This is a genomic window from Rhodococcus sp. OAS809 (assembly GCF_040546695.1).
Taxonomy (GTDB): domain Bacteria; phylum Actinomycetota; class Actinomycetes; order Mycobacteriales; family Mycobacteriaceae; genus Rhodococcus_F; species Rhodococcus_F qingshengii.
Genome location: NZ_JBEPOI010000002.1, coordinates 832,898 through 850,148, shown reverse-complemented (window position 1 = coordinate 850,148; position 17,251 = coordinate 832,898). Strand labels below are relative to the sequence as shown.

Sequence of the window (17,251 nt, the reverse complement as noted above, 5' to 3'; positions counted from 1 at the left end):
TGAGTGTGAGCGTCTACTCCCCAAGTCAGGGCGCCCACCAGCGGTGACGAACGAAGAGAGGACACCACCATGGCAGATCGCGTACTTCGAGGTAGCCGACTCGGAGCTGTGAGCTACGAGACCGACCGTGACCATGACCTCGCGCCCCGTCGTATGGCCAAGTACAAGTGCGAGAACGGCGAGATCTTCGACATCCCGTTCGCGGACGAAGCCGAGATCCCCGGCACCTGGTTGTGCCGAAACGGCCTCGAAGGCACCCTCATGGAGGGGACTGCTCCCGAAGCCAAGAAGGTCAAGCCTCCCCGCACCCACTGGGACATGCTGCTCGAGCGTCGCTCGGTCGAGGAACTCGAAGAGCTCCTCAAAGAGCGTCTCGATTTGCTGAAAGCCAAGCGTCGCGGCGCATGAACTAGCACTTCGATCAAGACCGTCCGGTTCTACACCGGGCGGTCTTTCTCGTTCTTCGGGGAGTGATCGTTCACAAGTCGACGTCATACTTCGGCCCTTCTTCGACGTGGCAACTTCAGGATGCTTCGCGGTCCTCAAAGACACTTCAGGGCAACGTCATTCAGCATCCAGGCGCACTTGCGGGCCGACAGTGCGCAAATCCTGGACTTGCGCTGAAGAACCATCGGCACTGCTTCATGCACCAGTGTGAGCTGTATCCCCCACCCCGCGACACACCAAACTTCGGTACACCAAACTTCGGTACACCAAACTTCGATACGGAGTGAACTGGTAGCCCAGTCACTCGGCCGGGTTGCTTGCCAAGTGACGATGGCAAGCAACCCGGCCGACTGGGGTGTGGGTGAATGTTTTGCGGTGCTGAACGGTTCTTCCGCTACTTCCCGGTCACCGAGTGATGCTCTGTGCCGCGGTTCCTTGGCGGAGGCGGGTGATTTCGTTGCGTGATTCGACGACCTGGGGGCTGTCGTCGCCCTTGCTGACAGCAAGGTCGCTGCACAGATCCAGCGCGGCACGAACGATATGTCGTCGTTGGCGACGTTCGGTGCGAGTGGGTGCGGCTTTCGCGTAAGTACGTTGTTGTCGCCATCCGCCGGCGGCTGTCACCTCGGCGTCGGTCAGGACGCCGGACTCGATTTCCGGGGCGAGAATGTCACGGACGAAGTGGGATTCACGTGGGTGCGCCCAGACGAACGCGATCCACAAGGCAGTGAACGCGAAGACGATGTCGCCGATCATGATGACGAACACGAGCGAACTGCTGCCGCCGGCGATCGCGAGCATGGAATCCCACACGCCGTGGATCAAGATGGGTGCCACGATCAACGCCAATCCGCGTCCGATCCGCCGGGGCTGGGCCGGGGTGCCGATCAGATAGATCACGCCGGCGCAGAAAAGGGCGGCGAACAGGGGATGAGAGACGATGTCGGAGTAGGTGCGGGTGGCGATGGAACCGAGCAGGCCGTCGGTTTGGTGGGCGCCGAAGCCCTGTGTTGCGCCGGCAATCGAGTACAGAAAGTCTTCGCTGGTCTGAAATCCCAAGCCGATGAAAGCACCGAGGAGCAGGCCGTCGGTTGCGGTGCGCACCAGACGTGGTGCAAGCGCGAGGAGGACTACGATGCCGATGCCTTTGGCGGTTTCCTCCACGAAGGGTGCAGAGAGGCCCGCATGCCAGTCCTGAGCCCATACCTGCCCGAAAATCTTCGAGTAGAGCGAACCGACTGCTCCGTTCGCGGGTACTGCGATAGTGAACGTTGCTGCGGTGGCGCCCCAGATGAAGCCGGTGACCACTAGTCCTACGGGTTGGCGTTCGTAGCGGTCGATGTGCCGGAACCACCATGTCCAGACCGCGGCGCTGATGACGCCGACGATGCCGGCAACGAGGAGTGCGCGCCCGAAGTATCCGGCGAAGGGAGCAAACATCTGCCAGCCTTTGACGAGGCCGAATCCGCACATCCACAGGTATATCCAGAACACGACGTTGCGTGGCTGGAAGAAGTGAAATTTCTCGCCCCAGGCCGTCGTATCGAATGCGCGGGAGCGGGTTTCGAGGAGATCGGTGCTCACTTGGTGTCTCCCTCGTGTGTGCCGATAGAGGCGATCATGTCGGTGATTTCTCGACTGCGGGCGGCGATCTGATCGGGTGGGCCGACTACCTGTACCCGAATTCCCTTGCCGTCGACGACGAATGTGGTCACCGATCCGGCGGACCGCGGAGTGTCAAAGCTGACCTGGACGCCGCTCAGACCCCCGGCGGTGCTGATCGGCTGGCGCGCACCGGAGACCGCAAGCACGGAACTGCCGTTCGTCGCAAGACTCACGGCATCTGTTTGGGAGAGGAGTTCGTCGGCAGTTCCACTGAATGTGTCGGCGTCGACGCTCACGGTGACGGTGCCATCGGTCAACGTCACACGTGGGAGCGAATCGGACGCGCCATGTTGGTCGGTTCGGAAACCACTGTTGACATTCCAGCCCGCAGGTGCGGCGAAGGAGACCGTTTCGGTCACGGCCATCCGGTCTCCGGCGCCGGTTGGATCTTCGGAGGAGACAGCGGAATCGATGGCGGGCACGATCACGGTCCAGAGCATCCACACCGCCAAGATCGCGAGGGCGTGTGGAAAGACTCGTGTGTCGAATCCGAGGAAGCGGTGATCCGCTGGTGGACGTCTTCCGTGTAGGGGCTCGTGCTTGTGTGCAGTACTCGAAATAACGCTCAATTTCCCTCGTTTCCATTGCACGGCAGGTGTACTGACTATCGCAGAAACGGACAAATTCCGTGCATCAGCCGGCACCTGCCGGTCATCGAGACGATCGTGCACCAAGTTCCCGTAGGCGCGAGATCACCGAGAGCTCCTAGTCGACGGTGAACCGTCGCATCGCCAGATGTCCGAACACGCCGACCAGAATCAACGTGACGCCTGCGGTCACGGAAACGGAGTCGGTCACCAACCCCGCGATGCCGGTCACGGCTACGAACACCGGCAAAAAGTCGAACAGCCTGAAAATCGACTGCGGTGGTTCGGTTTCGAGGCCCTGAGCCTGAGCGGCCTTGTTCGGCGCATACTCGGGGTACCACTCGGTGAAGGAGATCGCGAAGAAGGTTCCGAGCAACTGCAGAATCCATCCGGTCCAGAAGTTGTCACCGTCGTGCAGCAGTGCGTCTCCGAACAGGCCCACTACGGCCGACCAGGTGAAGGCGAGAGCCCACACCGCCGTAATGACGTAGTTGATGTGCAGAAACAGTGGCGTCGTCCAATACTCTTCGGGCGTCGACTCTTTCGCGTACTGCAAAGTGAAAGGATTGCGGAGCAGGATCGATCCGAAGGCAAAGACCACCAGTGCGATGTTGGTCAGTTCGCCTCCCCAGAGTTCGAACCACCGAATCGTGTTCGCCGACGCGAGGAGGCCGATGGCCGCCAGAACGCCGAAGAACACGACGTCGAAGACCTCCAACAGCTTCACGGTGCCGCCGCGCCGGTGACTGGCCGCCAAGATCAGCAGCGACAACCCGAGGGCTGCGGCCGCGGATTCCTCGAACCTTCCCGGCCCGGAGAGCAAGGACAGCAAGATCCACGGCGACAGGCCGGCGAGCGGTGACTGCAGAACCGCGTCGACGACACTGGTTTTGTGAACTGCATCCCGGGGCTCGGACTTGTCTGGCTCGGTTTTCTCAGGCTCGGTCACAAGAAGCCGCCTTACGCAGGAACGGGTGGCACAGCGAGTACCCGCGTAGGCGCTCCTCGGAACATCGGCAGCCCTAATATCCGATGCTCGGCTCAGATTGCCGCAGTCTCCTCGGGTGAGTGCTCAGCCTGATCTCGGCGCCGGGCCAGCACTGCCATGGCAATCGCGCCGACCGCGATGATGCTGAGCACGATCTCCGGCACCGGACCTACTCGGCTGGCAAGGGTGGAGCTGGTCGAGAGCGGCACCTTCGCCACCAGGGCCGCCGGCACGAACAGGTCGGTTTGCGAAGTCACCGCACCGTCGGGAGCGATAATGGCGCTGACACCACTGGTTGCGGCGACAACGACGGCGCGGCCGTGCTCGACTGCCCGCACACGCGACATTGCCAGCTGCTGATAGGTCATCTCGGTGTCCCCGAAAGTAGCGTTGTTGGTCGGTACCGCCAGCAACTGTGCACCGTTGCGCACCGATTCCTGGAACGCCCGGTCGAACGCCACCTCGTAACAAGTCGCGACACCGATGGGTACCCCCGCTGCATGGACAACGCCGTTGCCCTCGCCGGGAACGAAATTGCCCGCGCGATCGGCGTACGAGGAGAAGTTCCGGAAGAAGCTTCGGTAGGGCAGGTATTCGCCGAACGGCTGAATGATCTTCTTGTCGTGCTGTTCCTGAGGACCGTTGGCGCCGTCCCACACGATCACCGAATTGGTGGTCGTACGATCGGCATTCACGAGTACGGTGCCGACAAGAATCGGCGCTCCGATCGCTTCGGAGGCCCGGGTGATGTCGGCAGCGGCATCGGCGTTTCGCAGGGGGTCGATGTCCGAGGCGTTCTCCGGCCAGATCACGACGTCAGGCTGATCGACGCGGCCCGCGTCCACCTCGGCAGCAAGTTTCACGGTTTCGGCGACATGGTTGTCGAGGACCTGCTTGCGTTGCGAGTTGAAGTCCAAGCCCAACCTCGGAACGCTTCCCTGAATGGCGGCGACGGTGATCGTTCGATCACCGGAATCCATGGTGGACAAGAACGGCGACACCACGAGAGCAATGATCACGGGCACGAGGGCAGCGGCAACAGCTCCGAAGAATCCTCGGTCCCATCGTTTGGCCGCGACAGCGACTGCAACTGCTGCCAAGCCGGTACCGGTCAGGGCCACCGCGAAGCTGAGCAGCGGCGCACCGCCGACACTCGCAAGAGGGAGGAGCCACCCTTCGGATTGACCGAATGCGAGCCTGCCCCAAGGAAATCCGCCGAAAGGAACGCTGGAACGAAGCCACTCGGTGAGCGTCCAGGTCGCAGCAATCCACAAGGGTGCCCATGGCAACCTCGCCACCAGAACCGCAAGCAGCCCGAACAGTCCGATGAACAACGACTCCACCGCGGCCAACGCGATCCACGGGACCGCACCTACGAACACACCGATCCACGGAAGCAACGGCACCAGAAATCCGAGACCGGCCAAGTATCCGTAACCGAAGCCGGCACGAAGGCGCAGTCCGCCGCGCCCGAAGTTCGTCAACACACACGTCAGAAGAGCGATCCCGACGGGCGCCAAGAACCACAGCGGGCGGGGTGGGAACCCTGCGAAGATCAGGAATCCACCAGCGGTCGCGTACAGCGAACGTAGCCATGCGGAACCGGTGAGCACAGCGCTCACACGGGAGCGATCACCGACAGACGCCTCTGCGCCGGCCTCACTCACTCGACGAGCCGCGCTGATAGACGACGCGTCCGCGATGCACCGACTTGATGCAGACCGGGATCGGCGCATCTTCCGCCAGCCTCGGCAGAGCGGGTACGCGCGAGCGCGGATCGGTAGACCATCGCTGAACCGAGTCGGCGGGTGCGCTCACTTCGAGTTCGCCTGCCTCCCACAACACGTAGGAGGCCGGTGCGCCCGGATTGAGGGTTCCCGCGGCGCCGTCCCGCACTCCGCCCGCGCGCCAGGCGCCGCGAGTGGTCGCGGAGAAGGCCGCACGCGGCGAGATTCCACTTCCGTCGGTGCGGTGCTGGACAGCGGCGCGCAGCATCGCCCACGGCTCGATGGGGGTGACCGGGGCGTCGGAGCTGAATGCGAGCGAGACACCCTTACCGGCAGCAGGTGCAAACGGATTCAACGCTGCTGCGCGCTCTACTCCCAGGCGCGTGGCGTAAAGACCGTCGGTGCCACCCCACAGTGCGTCGAACACCGGTTGGACGCTAGCGATGACACCCAAGGCGGCAAAGGTTTCCGCGTCGGCCATAGACATCATTTCCGCGTGCTCGAGGCGGTGACCCAACGCGGCGACCTTGGGGCCACCCAGTTCGTCGGCGACCCTGCGGAACGCGGCAGCTGCCGACGAGACGGCGCCGTCACCGATGGCATGGAACCCGGCCTGGACGCCCGCGAGGGTACAGGCCCGGATGTGTGCGGCGATCGCGTCGACGTCGAGGTAGGCATTGCCCGTCGAATCAGGTTGGTCTGCATAGGGTTCGAGCAACCACGCGGTATGCGAACCGAGCGAGCCGTCGATGAAGAGATCCCCGCCGAGTCCGTCTGCTCCGGTTTTGTCGAGGAGCGCGCGAGCATCCTCTTCGCTGTCGACACGCTCACCCCAGTAGCCCCGAACCTCCACGCCGTGATCGTGGGCCAACAGTTCCTGGAAATCGGTCAATCCCGAGATGTCCGGTCCCCCGCACTCGTGAACGGCCACGATTCCGCGTGAGGCGCAGAGATCGAGCGCAGCGGTACGAGCAGACGCGCGCTGAGTTTCCGTCAGCAGATTCCGAGCGGAATTGCGCGCCAGGTGGTGTGCGTCGAACGTCAACGGGCCTTCGGCTGAGTATCCAGCGGTGTCGGCGAGGCCGGAGATCCCGTCGCGCAATGCGCTCGAGCACGCGGCCGAGTGAACGTCGATCCGCGAGAGATACACCTTGCGGCCAGGGGCGGCCGCGTCGAGATCTGCGGTCGACGGCGGGGTCTGCTCGGCCCACTCGGTGTCGTCCCAACCGTGTCCCCAGATGACTGCGTCGGGATGGGCAGTTTCGGGGTTCGCGGCTGCGAATGTTCGTACTCGCGAGAGACATTCGTCCAGAGAGTTCGCGCCCACGAGATCGAGGCCGACGAGATTGAGTCCCAGTGCGGTGATGTGTACGTGGGTGTCGACGAACCCGGGAGTGACAAACGCACCACCCAGGTCTTCGATCTCCGCGGCGGGGTGCAACGCCCGTCCGGCGCGCTCGTCGCCGACCCACACGACGGTGCCGTCGGTGATGGCGATCGAGGTCGCGTCAGGTGCAAATGAACTGTAGATCCGGCCGTTGACCAGCAGACGAGTAGTCACGAGCACCCAGTCTGCCTGTTAGTACTGCGGCCCCCGCGAACGGGTGGGTGTATCCGTGTCCAGAATCTCACCCTCGAGGACGAGTTCCTTGCCGTTGCTGGCGACGTACTCGGTGGTTTCGGGTGTCTCGACGATGATCTCGCCGTCGATCACCTCGCCGTTTCCGCGCATCCGCGCCGCGTAGCCGACGGTTCCGGCGAAGGCGTCACCACCGGCGGCAAATGCTGCTGCGCGCTTACCTGCCAGGAGCACTGCAAGCGGGCGCAGCGCCCAGCGGGTCGGCGGAATCAGAAGCAGCAGGCCCAGAACCGAAGTCACGAGTCCGGGTACGAACATCAACGCGGAGCCCGCCGCGACCAAGGCGCCGTCGGCGACCGCCAGTGACGGCGATCCCTCACCCCGCGTGGCCTTACGGAACCCGTCCATGACCCGTCGCCACTGCGAGCGCATGAGGATCAATCCGACAAGCGATCCGGCGAGAAACAGCAGCACTGTCCAGGCGACACCGATGGCGTTGCCCACGATGACCAAGGCTGCGATCTCGACGATCACGTAGAGGAGAAATACGGCGGCGATCATGACGTCCCCTTTCAGACGGTCTATTCGTTCAACGCTCGAGAGGCCGGTTTTTCTCCCGACAACGACGCAGAGGTGCAAAACAGGTGGGTGCCGTGAGTCACACGGGCCTTCTCTCACGCACGTGCGACTTGCCTGGCGTTAACTAACGCTCCGCTAACGATTCTAAACCTCAAGTTGACGTTGAGACTCTGCGCATGGTCAAGTCACTTCGGGCCGCATTTCCCGGCCTCATGAAATGAAGGAGCCCGACATGAGCCGACTCCCCGGCAAGACACTCGCCCGACGCATTCCCGCTGCCATCGCCGGCACTGCCGCCGTCGTGGCACTCACCGCCGGCAGCGCGATGATCAGCGCGGGAACCGCGGCCGCAGAACCGGTGGTACCCGAAGGAATTGCCGCACTGATCGCGCAGGCCGCAGCCATCTCCCCCGAAGCCTCTGCTGCTGTTCAGCAGTTGATCGGCACGGCAGGCGCTGATCAGATCACGACCGCTCTCGATCTCCCGGACATCGGCGTCACCAAGCCGCAGTCGTTCATGTACCCCGCACCGACGGTCGGGTGTGGCGTGGCCGGTGAACCCGTCACCGTCACCCTCAGCTCCGCACAGGCCGGTCCGAACTTCCCGTTGCCGCCGTGGGTCGAGGCCGACCATCTCCGGTTCCAGGCAATCCCGGGTTACGTCGGCATACCCAAGACCTCCGGGTTGAGTGTTGCCTGGATCAACGTCGGCACGTTCAAGGGCGGCATCGTCCCGTTGGACGAGAAGTTGCCCGTACTCGATACGCCGTTGCTCTCGAAGGTCGTCGACACCGGTGACGGCAAGGTGTTTGCCGCTCTGTTCGGCAATGTCGATTACGCAGACGGGAAGACCTGCATCGTGCTGCCAACAGTGGGCGCTTTTGATGCTTGAGCAGAGCGAAACGCTCGCTGCCTGACAGGCGGCTGGCCTACGCGCCCGGAGTCACCAGTCCGGTCTCGTAGGCCAGCACCACAGCCTGCACACGATCACGCAGATCGAGTTTGGTCAGAATGCGTCCGACGTGCGACTTGATCGTCGATTCGGACAGGTACAGCTGCTGTGCGATCTCGATGTTCGACAGCCCCGTGGCCACGTGTCCGAGGACTTCGCGTTCGCGTTCGGTCAGGACGTCGAGAACTACCGGATCGCGCCGGGGCGCTGGACCGTCCACGATGAACCTCGACAGCAGACGACGTGTCACCTTCGGGGAAACAACCGCGTCACCGGCTGCCACGCTGCGGATTGCCGACACGAGATCCTCGGGCGGGGTGTCCTTGAGAAGGAAGCCGCTGGCTCCGGCGCGCAAGGCACCGAGAGCGTGTTCGTCCAGGTCGAAGGTCGTCATCACCAGGACCCTGGATTCGATCCCGGAGGCAAGAATCTGCTCGGTCGCTTTCACCCCGTCGACAATCGGCATCCGCACATCCATCAACACGACGTCAGGCTTCAGCGCCACCGCCGCTGCGACCGCCGCGGCCCCGTCGCCGGCCTCACCGATAACCGAGATGTCTTCATGTGCTTCGAGCACCATGTTCAGGCCCATCCGCATGAGTTCCTGGTCGTCGACTAGCAGCACGGTGATGGGCACGGCGTAAACCTATCGGGCCTGAGACGTCGGTGCCAATGCGATTGCGGCGAGCCGGTATCAATCGTGGATCTCGAGCGGCAGCTCTGCGTACACACGCCAACTGCCGTCGGGGCGTCGTCCGGTCTCGAGCGTCCCGTGCAGTACCGCCACCCGCTCACGCATTCCGACCAGTCCATTCCCCGAACCGTGGGAGAAGGTCGAACTCGACGTTCCGTTGTCGACGACCTCGAGTAGTACCGCGGTGTCGGTGCGGCGCACGGTGACTCGTGCCTTCGGGTTTGCGCCGGCGTGGCGGAGGACATTGGTCAGTGATTCCTGAACGAGGCGATGAATTCCCAGGCTGACTGAAGGACTGACGTCGTCGAGCTCGCCGGTCAGCTCGAGGCGCACGCCGAGACCAGCGGCCCGCATCATCTCGACGACCTTGGCGATGCCGGCAGTTCCGTGTTGCGGCATCGCATCACTACTGACCTCGGTGCGCAGCAGCGAGACGGTCCGGCGAAGCTCGGCAAGGGCGTCGCGTCCGGTGCTGGAGATGTTGCCGAGCGCCTTCTTGGCCAACGCGGGATTGGAATCGACCGCATACGACGCGCCGTCCGCCTGGACGATCATCACGCTGACCGCGTGGGCGACGACATCGTGGAGTTCGCGGGCGATTCGGGTTCTTTCCGTGGCCACCGCATCCTCGGCACGCCGATCCCGTTCGTATTCGGCCACTTCGAGTCTGGCGGCCACTTCCTCGTCGTAGGCGCGGCGGGCGCTCAAGAACTCGGCGGTGATCCAGGCCAGTGCATAGAGCAGGGTCGCGATGATGATCGTGAGGATCACGTCTTCGCGGATGACGAGCAACGAGAGTGTCATGTCCAGGGCAAGGAAGCACGCGAAAATCGCCCCGGTGCGTCGATCGACATACGCAACGAGTGTGTAGAGCGAGACCCCGAGCGCCAACAGGCCTGGATGTTCCGCAGCCGGATCCCCGGTCGCCCACATCATCAAGGTTGCGAAGTACGACATCGACAAAATGGACGCAGCGGACACACGCGGATATTTGCGACGCCACACGACGGGAAGGCAGATCAGAAATCCGACGACGAGCTGAGGCCACCGCTCCTCACGCGGCGAACTGACGAACGTGACTACCTCGAGCGCGAAGAACACGAGCGCCAGCGCGCTGTCCGCGATCATCGGCTTTCCTCGCAGCCACAGGCTGAACCTCCGCATGTGCTCAAGAGTGTCACAGCTGTGAAAGAGTCACCGCCGTGGATATTGCTGATTGGGGACTGCTGATGACGGCAGCGACGGCGGCGGGTTGGGTCGACGCCGTGGTCGGCGGCGGTGGATTGATTCTGTTGCCGGCGCTCTTTCTGGTCGCACCCCAATTGACCCCACAGGCGGCACTGGCCACCAATAAATTGACGGCATTCACCGGGACGAGTGCTGCGGTGTACACGTTCTCCCGTCGAATCCCGATGGAGTGGCGGCAGATGGCGCCGGCAGCCGCGTTGGCTGCGGTGACGGCCGCGTGCGGGGCGGCGGCCGTTTCGCTGATCGACAAGAAGTACTTCATTCCGATCGTGATGGTCGTCCTCGTCGCCGTCGCCGTCTTCGTGACCATGCGTCCGACGCTGGGCACCACGATCGCGACCCATCGTCCGACGCAGCGCAAGACCGTCCTCGTCCTGCTGCTCTCCGCCGGACTCATCGGCCTCTACGACGGTCTGCTCGGACCCGGCACCGGCACCTTCCTCATCATCAGCTTCGCGACCTTCCTCGGAACCGAATTCGTTCGGAGCGCAGCGATGGCGAAGGTGATCAATCTCGGTTCCAATTTCGGCGCGCTCGCCTACTTCGCCGTCACCGGGCATGTCTGGTGGAGTTTGGGTTTGGCGATGGCGGTGTGCAACGTTCTCGGCGCGGTCATCGGTTCGCGGATGGCGCTGAGCAAGGGATCCGGATTCGTGCGGATCACGCTGTTGGTGGTCGTGATCGCCATGGTGATTCGCCTCGGATGGCAGCAGTTCGGCTGAGATCGGCGGTCGTCGGCTAGCGTCGTGTGCGTGACCGTCACCCGAGATGTCGATGCAGATTTCCTCGCCCTCCCGCTGCGACCTGTCGCTGATGCGGCGCTGTCGGCAGCGAGAACGGCCGGCGCCCAGCACGCCGATGTTCGTGTCCACCGCGTGCTCACACAGTCGATCAGGTTGCGCGACGGCGTAGTTCAGGCGGTGTCCGACGGAGACGAGATCGGGGTCGCCGTCCGTGTGATCGTCGACGGCACGTGGGGATTCGCCTCGCACGCCGAGGTGTCCCCCGATGTCGCTGCTGCGCTGGCACGCCAAGCGGTCGAGGTCGCGAAGGCATTGCGCTCGCTCAATCGGGATCCGGTCACCCTCGCCGACGAGCCCGTCTACGCCGACGCGACGTGGGTGTCGCCGTACCTCGAAGATCCCTTCGCGACACCGACGGCCGAGAAGGTAGGCCTGCTGGTCGACTACTCCGGACGGCTTCAAGCCGCCGACGGCGTGGATCACGTCACGGCGAGTGTCCTCCAGGTCAAGGAGCAGACCTTCTACGCGGATCTGGCCGGTTCGTCGATCACCCAGCAACGGGTGCGTCTGCACCCCGAGTTCGAGGCGACCGCCGTCGACAAGTCGGCCGGCAGCTTCGAATCGATGCGCACCTTGGCGCCGCCGGTAGGCCGCGGATGGGAGTACCTCGGGGCGGAGAGCACATGGAACTGGGGCGATGAGCTCGCGCAGATCCCGGAGTGGCTGGCCGAGAAGACCAAGGCACCGACCGTCGAAGCAGGTCCGACCGACCTCGTGATCGATCCGACCAATCTGTGGCTCACGATCCACGAATCCATCGGACACGCCACCGAATACGACCGCGCGATCGGCTACGAAGCGGCCTACGCCGGTACGTCGTTCGCGACGCCGGACAAGCTGGGAACGCTGAAATACGGAACGCCACTCATGCACGTGACCGCCGATCGTAACGAAGAGCACGGCCTGGCCAGCGTCGGATTCGACGACGACGGCGTCGCCTCTCAACGGTGGGATCTGGTGGCAGAGGGAACACTGGTCGGGTATCAACTAGACCGCGTGTTCGCGCCGAGGCTGGGGCTGACGCGTTCCAACGGTTGCTCGTACGCCGACTCCGCACATCACGTTCCCATCCAGCGTATGGCCAACGTCTCGCTCTCCCCCGACCCTCACACGGACACGTCGACCGCAGACCTGATCTCGCGAGTCGAGAACGGCATCTACGTCGTCGGAGACAAGTCCTGGTCGATCGACATGCAGCGCTACAACTTCCAGTTCACCGGTCAGCGGTTCTTCAAGATCCGTGACGGAAAGCTCGACGGTCAGGTGCGCGACGTGGCGTATCAGGCGACGACGACGGATTTCTGGGGCTCGATGGAAGCCGTCGGCGGTGAGTCGACCTGGCGTCTGCAAGGCGCATTCAACTGCGGCAAGGCGCAACCCGGTCAGGTTGCGGCGGTCAGCCACGGCTGCCCGTCCGCACTCTTCCGCGGAGTCAACATCCTCAACACTCGTTCGGAGGCTCAGCAGTGATCGATCCGCAGCAGGTCGTCGAGCGTGCACTGGCCGCGAGGACGGTAGACGAATCGTTGGTGATCGTGACCGATGCGAGTGAGGCGTCGCTGCGGTGGGCCAACAATTCGATGACCACCAACGGAGTTTCGCTGTCCCGGACGTGGACGGTGATCTCGATCGTGCGCGAGGGTGACATCGCGAAGGTGGGCACTGTCAGTTCCAGCAGTGTCGATCCGGAGCAGATTTCCGCACTCGTACAGGCAAGCGAAGAAGCTGCGCGCACAGCCACTCCGGCTGACGACGCGTCCGACCTGATCACGCAGTCGGCGGCGGAGACCGACTGGGACCTGCCGGCCGCCCTGACCGACATCGATGTCTTTGCGCCGTTGGCTGCCGACCTGTCCACGGCCTTCGACGGCGGCGACCAGTTGTTCGGCTTCGCTCACCACCAGTTGCACACCACCTGGCTCGGCACTTCGACGGGCGTGCGACGTAGAACGGCTCAGGCCACCGGCTCCGTGGAAATCAACGGCAAGCGCGGCGACGCCAGCGCCTGGGTCGGATCCGGAACTGTCGATTTCAGCGATATCTCGATACCGAAGCTCTTGTCGCAGTTGACCACTCGACTCGACTGGGCGGGTAACTCCGTCAGTCTGCCTGCCGGCCGCTACGAGACAATTCTTCCGCCGTCGGCTGTGGCGGACCTGATGATCTATCTGATGTGGACCATGGAGGGTCGCGGCGCCGAAGAGGGCCACACCGCACTGTCCACCACCGGTGGTACCCGGATCGGCGAGAAGCTCGGATTGCCACTGACACTCACCTCCGACCCCGGCGCCGAGGGCTTGCAATCCGCGCCGTTCGTGATCACGACGTCGTCGAGTGAATCCGTCTCACTGTTCGACAACGGTATGGAGATCGAACCCGTCGACTGGGTCCGAGACGGCGTCGTCAATGCGCTGGCGTACCCGCGCCACGCTGCACGAGAATTCGGTCGACCTGTCGCAGTTCCCGGCGACAATCTCGTCCTGACCGGTGGTGACGACACCTCGATCGAGGACATGATCGCAGGTACCGAGAAGGGTCTACTGCTCACAACCCTCTGGTACATCCGTGAGGTGGATCCGACGACGCTGCTGTTGACCGGACTCACCCGTGACGGGGTGTATTTGATCGAGGACGGCAAGATCGTCGGCGCCGTCAACAACTTCCGTTTCAACGAGAGCCCTCTCGATCTCCTGCGGCGGGTCACCGAGGCTGGACGTACCGAGATCACGCTTCCCCGGGAGTGGAAAGATTGGTTCACCCGCACGGCCATGCCGCCCATGCGGATTCCCGACTTCCACATGTCCTCGGTCAGCCAGGCGCAGTGATGACGAAGGTCGTGATCGCCGGCGGCACCGGCGCTCTCGGCCGCCGGATCAGCGACGATCTCGCGGACCGTGGGTATGACGTCGTGGTCCTGACTCGCTCACCGAAACCTGGCAGGCACAGGCAGGTTCAGTGGGACGGTGTCACGGTGGGCGACTGGGCGGGAGAACTCGGCGGCGCCGCGGTGATCAATCTGGCCGGCGAGTTGGTCGATCGCCGACCCACCCCGGCAAACATCGCACTACTCACCAACTCCCGGGTCGATCCGACCCGCGCGCTGGTCGAAGCGTCGAAACTACTGGCGAACCCTGTTCCGGTGTGGATCCAGGCGAGCACGCTCGCGATCTACGGCGATGCGGGTGAGGCACGATTGGACGAGGATTCTCCCCTCGCTGACGGGCCACCTCAGATGACCGACGTCGCAAAGGACTGGGAGGCAGCGGTCGAGGGTGCAAACGCGTCACGAGTGGTGATCCTGCGAACCAGTGTCGTGTTGGAGAAGGGCACACCGGCGCTCGAGCGATTGCTGTTGCTCGTGCGTCTCGGACTGGGCGGACGCGTCGCCTCGGGTAGGCAGTGGACCAGTTGGATTCACATCGAGGACTGGCTGTCGATCGTTCGTTGGGCACTCGAACCCGTTTCGGCTGCCTCGGGGGTGGTCATCGCGACGGCTCCGGATCCCGTCCGAAACTCAGAGCTGATGGCCGGGCTGCGCAAGCACCTTCACCGGCCACCTGCGCCGCCGACGCCCGCTTTCATGGTCAGATTCGGCGCGTTCCTTCTTCGCAGCGACGCTGCCCTGGGCCTGACGGGTCGTCATGCCGTATCGAAAGTGTTGGCGGACAAAGGCTTCCCCTTCACGTATCCGCGGTTCGATTCAGCGTTGGACGATCTGCTCGGCAACTGACGCGCGGTCAGGCTGCAGTGACGGCAAGTCCGATCGTTCCGGTCTTGCCGCGGCGCAGGAGACTGCCCTTCATGGTGATCCAGCCGAGGATTCCGTACCGACGTGCTATCGCGTCGCGAGCATGATCGGTGCCCGGTCCGTCGAGGATCTCGGCGACGGCGGCCACCGGTTCACCCTTGGGATTTCCCCGAGCGTCACACGCAGCGACGGTGACCGACGGGTTTCGCCTGATGCGCTTGACCTTGTAGGAATCGGTGACGGTCCACATCAGGAGCTTGTCGCCGTCCGGCGCGGCCCAGAGCGGAGTCGCCACCGGAGTTCCATCCTTGCGGAAGGTCGTGAGTAGGACGTACTTGGCCTCGGAGACGCGCTTGAAGTCGGGGTTCACTCCTCGAGGATAGGTGCGAGCGCCTCTCGCTGAACACCGACAAGATTCCGCGACTATCTGGCGACCGATCAGTACCACCCAGGAAGTGCCACTTATGCACGTTTTATCCGGTTCTTCATGACGTCAGACACGCCGTTTCGTCCCCGAACTCCATCTCGAGTTATTCTGAGGCAAACCGTCGAACTGGGGAGTCGAATTTACACATGCAGCGCCGTGACATGCAGCGTCGTGACTTTTTCAAAGCCGCCGGGGCGGGGGCGGCAGTTGCAGCCGCGGCGCCGCTCATGTCGACGTCGACCAGCCACGCCACCCCCGCACCACTGCGGGCGCTCCCGATGGGTGCTGATCACTACCGCGCGCTCGTCCCCGAGTTGTTCGCACCATCTCCTACTCCCCCGGAGCATTCCGAAGCCATCGTCATCGGGTCCGGATTCGGCGCAAGCGCCACCGCTCTCCGGTTGGCGCAGAGCGGCACCCAGGTCACCATCCTCGAACGCGGACTCCGATGGCCGCATGATCCGCAACGGGAGATTCACACCTCCGACATGCTGGCCGACGGCCGCGGAGTTTTCCGGCGCACATCGTTCACCAACCTCACCGGACTCCCGGTGGTGTGCGACTACTTCAGCGGCGTCCTCGATGCCACCGACTACGAACACATCTCGGTCTGGCGCGGCGCTGCAGTCGGCGGTGGTTCCATCATCTTCACCGGCGTGATGATCGCGCCCGAGCGCCGATTCTTCGACGCAGTCTTCGGCAACTCCCTCGACTACGACGAGATGGCGTCCACCTGGTACCCCAAAGTGCGCCAGATGCTGCGTCTGAGCCCGTTGCCCGAAGACATTTACCAAACCCCGAACTTCGGCCACTCGCGTCGTTGGGATCAGGACGCTCGTCGTGCCGGATTCGATCCGCAGCGGATCGACGGGATCTGGAACTGGGACGTGGTGCGCTCAGAACTCGGCGGCCGAACCCGAGCCTCGGCCACTGTCGGTGACAGCAACATGGGTAACTCCAACGGCGCGAAGTTCGACCTCACACAGAACTACATTCCCGCCGCCGAAGCCACCGGACGAGCCACCGTCTGTTACGGACATCAGGTGCTCGCGATCAGTCGCGAACGTGATGGACGCTACGTCGTCGACGTCGAATCGACGGATCCGACGGGTGGCGTTCTGGCCCGGAAGACTCTTACCTGTGACCGTCTGTTCCTCGGCGCCGGCTCGATCGGCACCTCCGAACTGCTGGTACGCGCCCAGGCGACGGGCGCGCTGCCGAACCTCAACGAACACGTCGGTAAGGGCTGGGGAACGAACGGCGACGCCGGGATGGTGCGCTCGTTCGGCTTCAGTGACGGCACTGCGCAAGCCTCACCGTCGGCATCACGCATCGTCGACGAGTCGGGAATGCCACTCTCCCTCGAGAATTGGTATGTCCCCGGCTTGCCCGTCAACATCGGCATGCTCGGAACATTGGGGATGACCCTCGACTCGCAGCGCGCCGACTTCGCCTACGACGGCGGCTCCGATCGGGTGGTGCTGAACTGGCCGAAGAACGGCAACGACGCCACCGTCGAGGCACTACGCGCCGTCCAGAACAAGATGGCCTTCGCCGGCACCACGCTGCCGTCGGCGTTGCCGTTCGCGAAGGACGTCAATTCCTCGTTCACCGCGCATCCCCTCGGCGGTGCGGTTCTGGGCAAGGCCACCGACGGTTACGGGCGAGTCAAGGGCTACGACGGCCTGTACGTGATGGACGGCGCCGCTATTCCGGGCAGCACCGGCACCGTCAACCCGTCACTGACCATCACCGCTCTGGCGGAGCGGAACATCGATCAGATCATCAAGTCCGGACGCTGACTCAC

The 17,251-nt window shown here is 63.6% G+C and carries 16 protein-coding genes; 7 read left to right on the top strand and 9 right to left on the bottom strand.

What is annotated here, in order from left to right; genetic code table 11:
* Positions 1-69: 69 nt before the first annotated feature.
* The gene (locus ABIE52_RS06995) at positions 70-408 is read left to right on the top strand and encodes an RNA polymerase-binding protein RbpA (RefSeq protein ID WP_003944971.1); all 339 of its coding nucleotides are present in this window, start codon (positions 70-72) and stop codon (positions 406-408) included.
* A gap of 444 nt (positions 409-852) precedes the next feature.
* On the opposite strand, the gene ABIE52_RS06990 is transcribed toward ABIE52_RS06995, so the two are convergent.
* The 6 genes from ABIE52_RS06990 to ABIE52_RS06965 all read right to left on the bottom strand — a co-directional run bounded on the left by ABIE52_RS06990 (position 853) and on the right by ABIE52_RS06965 (position 7,554).
* The gene (locus ABIE52_RS06990; protein ID WP_192712411.1) at positions 853-2,031 is read right to left on the bottom strand and encodes a PrsW family intramembrane metalloprotease; all 1,179 of its coding nucleotides are present in this window, start codon (positions 2,029-2,031) and stop codon (positions 853-855) included.
* Complete coding sequence (locus ABIE52_RS06985) at positions 2,028-2,681, bottom strand: hypothetical protein (RefSeq protein WP_354541473.1); 654 nt, start codon at positions 2,679-2,681, stop codon at positions 2,028-2,030. The genes ABIE52_RS06990 and ABIE52_RS06985 overlap by 4 nt, the downstream gene beginning before the upstream one ends.
* 136 nt (positions 2,682-2,817) lie before the next feature.
* Entirely contained in the window at positions 2,818-3,648 is an 831-nt protein-coding gene (locus ABIE52_RS06980) for a hypothetical protein (RefSeq protein WP_192712409.1), read from the bottom strand.
* A gap of 92 nt (positions 3,649-3,740) precedes the next feature.
* Positions 3,741-5,309, bottom strand: a complete 1,569-nt coding sequence (gene lnt / locus ABIE52_RS06975) for an apolipoprotein N-acyltransferase (RefSeq protein WP_042919976.1) — start codon at positions 5,307-5,309, stop codon at positions 3,741-3,743.
* A 37-nt stretch (positions 5,310-5,346) separates the two neighbouring features.
* Entirely contained in the window at positions 5,347-6,981 is a 1,635-nt protein-coding gene (locus tag ABIE52_RS06970) for an amidohydrolase (protein ID WP_192712408.1), read from the bottom strand.
* A gap of 12 nt (positions 6,982-6,993) precedes the next feature.
* Positions 6,994-7,554 (bottom strand): FxsA family protein, encoded by a 561-nt coding sequence (locus tag ABIE52_RS06965; RefSeq protein ID WP_003944915.1) that lies wholly within the window; start codon positions 7,552-7,554, stop codon positions 6,994-6,996.
* A 250-nt stretch (positions 7,555-7,804) separates the two neighbouring features.
* On the opposite strand from ABIE52_RS06965, the gene ABIE52_RS06960 reads away from it, so the two are divergent.
* Positions 7,805-8,464 (top strand): hypothetical protein, encoded by a 660-nt coding sequence (locus ABIE52_RS06960; RefSeq protein WP_003944837.1) that lies wholly within the window; start codon positions 7,805-7,807, stop codon positions 8,462-8,464.
* 37 nt (positions 8,465-8,501) lie between these two features.
* Here ABIE52_RS06960 and ABIE52_RS06955 read toward each other — a convergent pair whose 3' ends face one another.
* The gene (locus ABIE52_RS06955) at positions 8,502-9,161 is read right to left on the bottom strand and encodes a response regulator (protein WP_003945024.1); all 660 of its coding nucleotides are present in this window, start codon (positions 9,159-9,161) and stop codon (positions 8,502-8,504) included.
* A 57-nt stretch (positions 9,162-9,218) separates the two neighbouring features.
* On the bottom strand, positions 9,219-10,382 hold the full coding sequence (locus ABIE52_RS06950) for a sensor histidine kinase (protein ID WP_030536362.1): 1,164 nt from the start codon (positions 10,380-10,382) through the stop codon (positions 9,219-9,221).
* A gap of 38 nt (positions 10,383-10,420) precedes the next feature.
* Between ABIE52_RS06950 and ABIE52_RS06945 the strand changes: the two genes are divergently transcribed.
* From ABIE52_RS06945 to ABIE52_RS06930, 4 genes are read left to right on the top strand one after another with little or no spacing between them, the layout of a single operon-like run.
* Positions 10,421-11,188: a TSUP family transporter gene (locus ABIE52_RS06945; protein ID WP_030536361.1), complete on the top strand. Its 768-nt coding sequence runs from the start codon at positions 10,421-10,423 to the stop codon at positions 11,186-11,188.
* Positions 11,189-11,218: 30 nt separating this feature from the next.
* A complete protein-coding gene (locus ABIE52_RS06940) occupies positions 11,219-12,739 on the top strand; it encodes a TldD/PmbA family protein (RefSeq protein ID WP_192712407.1) in 1,521 nt (506 codons plus the stop codon).
* Positions 12,736-14,094, top strand: a complete 1,359-nt coding sequence (locus tag ABIE52_RS06935; protein WP_192712406.1) for a metallopeptidase TldD-related protein — start codon at positions 12,736-12,738, stop codon at positions 14,092-14,094. Before ABIE52_RS06940 ends, ABIE52_RS06935 begins: the two co-directional genes overlap by 4 nt.
* Positions 14,094-14,999: a TIGR01777 family oxidoreductase gene (locus ABIE52_RS06930; RefSeq protein WP_042919754.1), complete on the top strand. Its 906-nt coding sequence runs from the start codon at positions 14,094-14,096 to the stop codon at positions 14,997-14,999. The genes ABIE52_RS06935 and ABIE52_RS06930 overlap by 1 nt, the downstream gene beginning before the upstream one ends.
* Before the next feature lie 7 nt (positions 15,000-15,006).
* On the opposite strand, the gene ABIE52_RS06925 is transcribed toward ABIE52_RS06930, so the two are convergent.
* Complete coding sequence (locus tag ABIE52_RS06925; protein ID WP_003944780.1) at positions 15,007-15,387, bottom strand: PPOX class F420-dependent oxidoreductase; 381 nt, start codon at positions 15,385-15,387, stop codon at positions 15,007-15,009.
* Positions 15,388-15,605: 218 nt separating this feature from the next.
* Here ABIE52_RS06925 and ABIE52_RS06920 point away from each other — a divergent pair, with 218 nt between their 5' ends.
* Complete coding sequence (locus ABIE52_RS06920; RefSeq protein WP_502944852.1) at positions 15,606-17,246, top strand: GMC oxidoreductase; 1,641 nt, start codon at positions 15,606-15,608, stop codon at positions 17,244-17,246.
* Positions 17,247-17,251 lie beyond the last annotated feature (5 nt).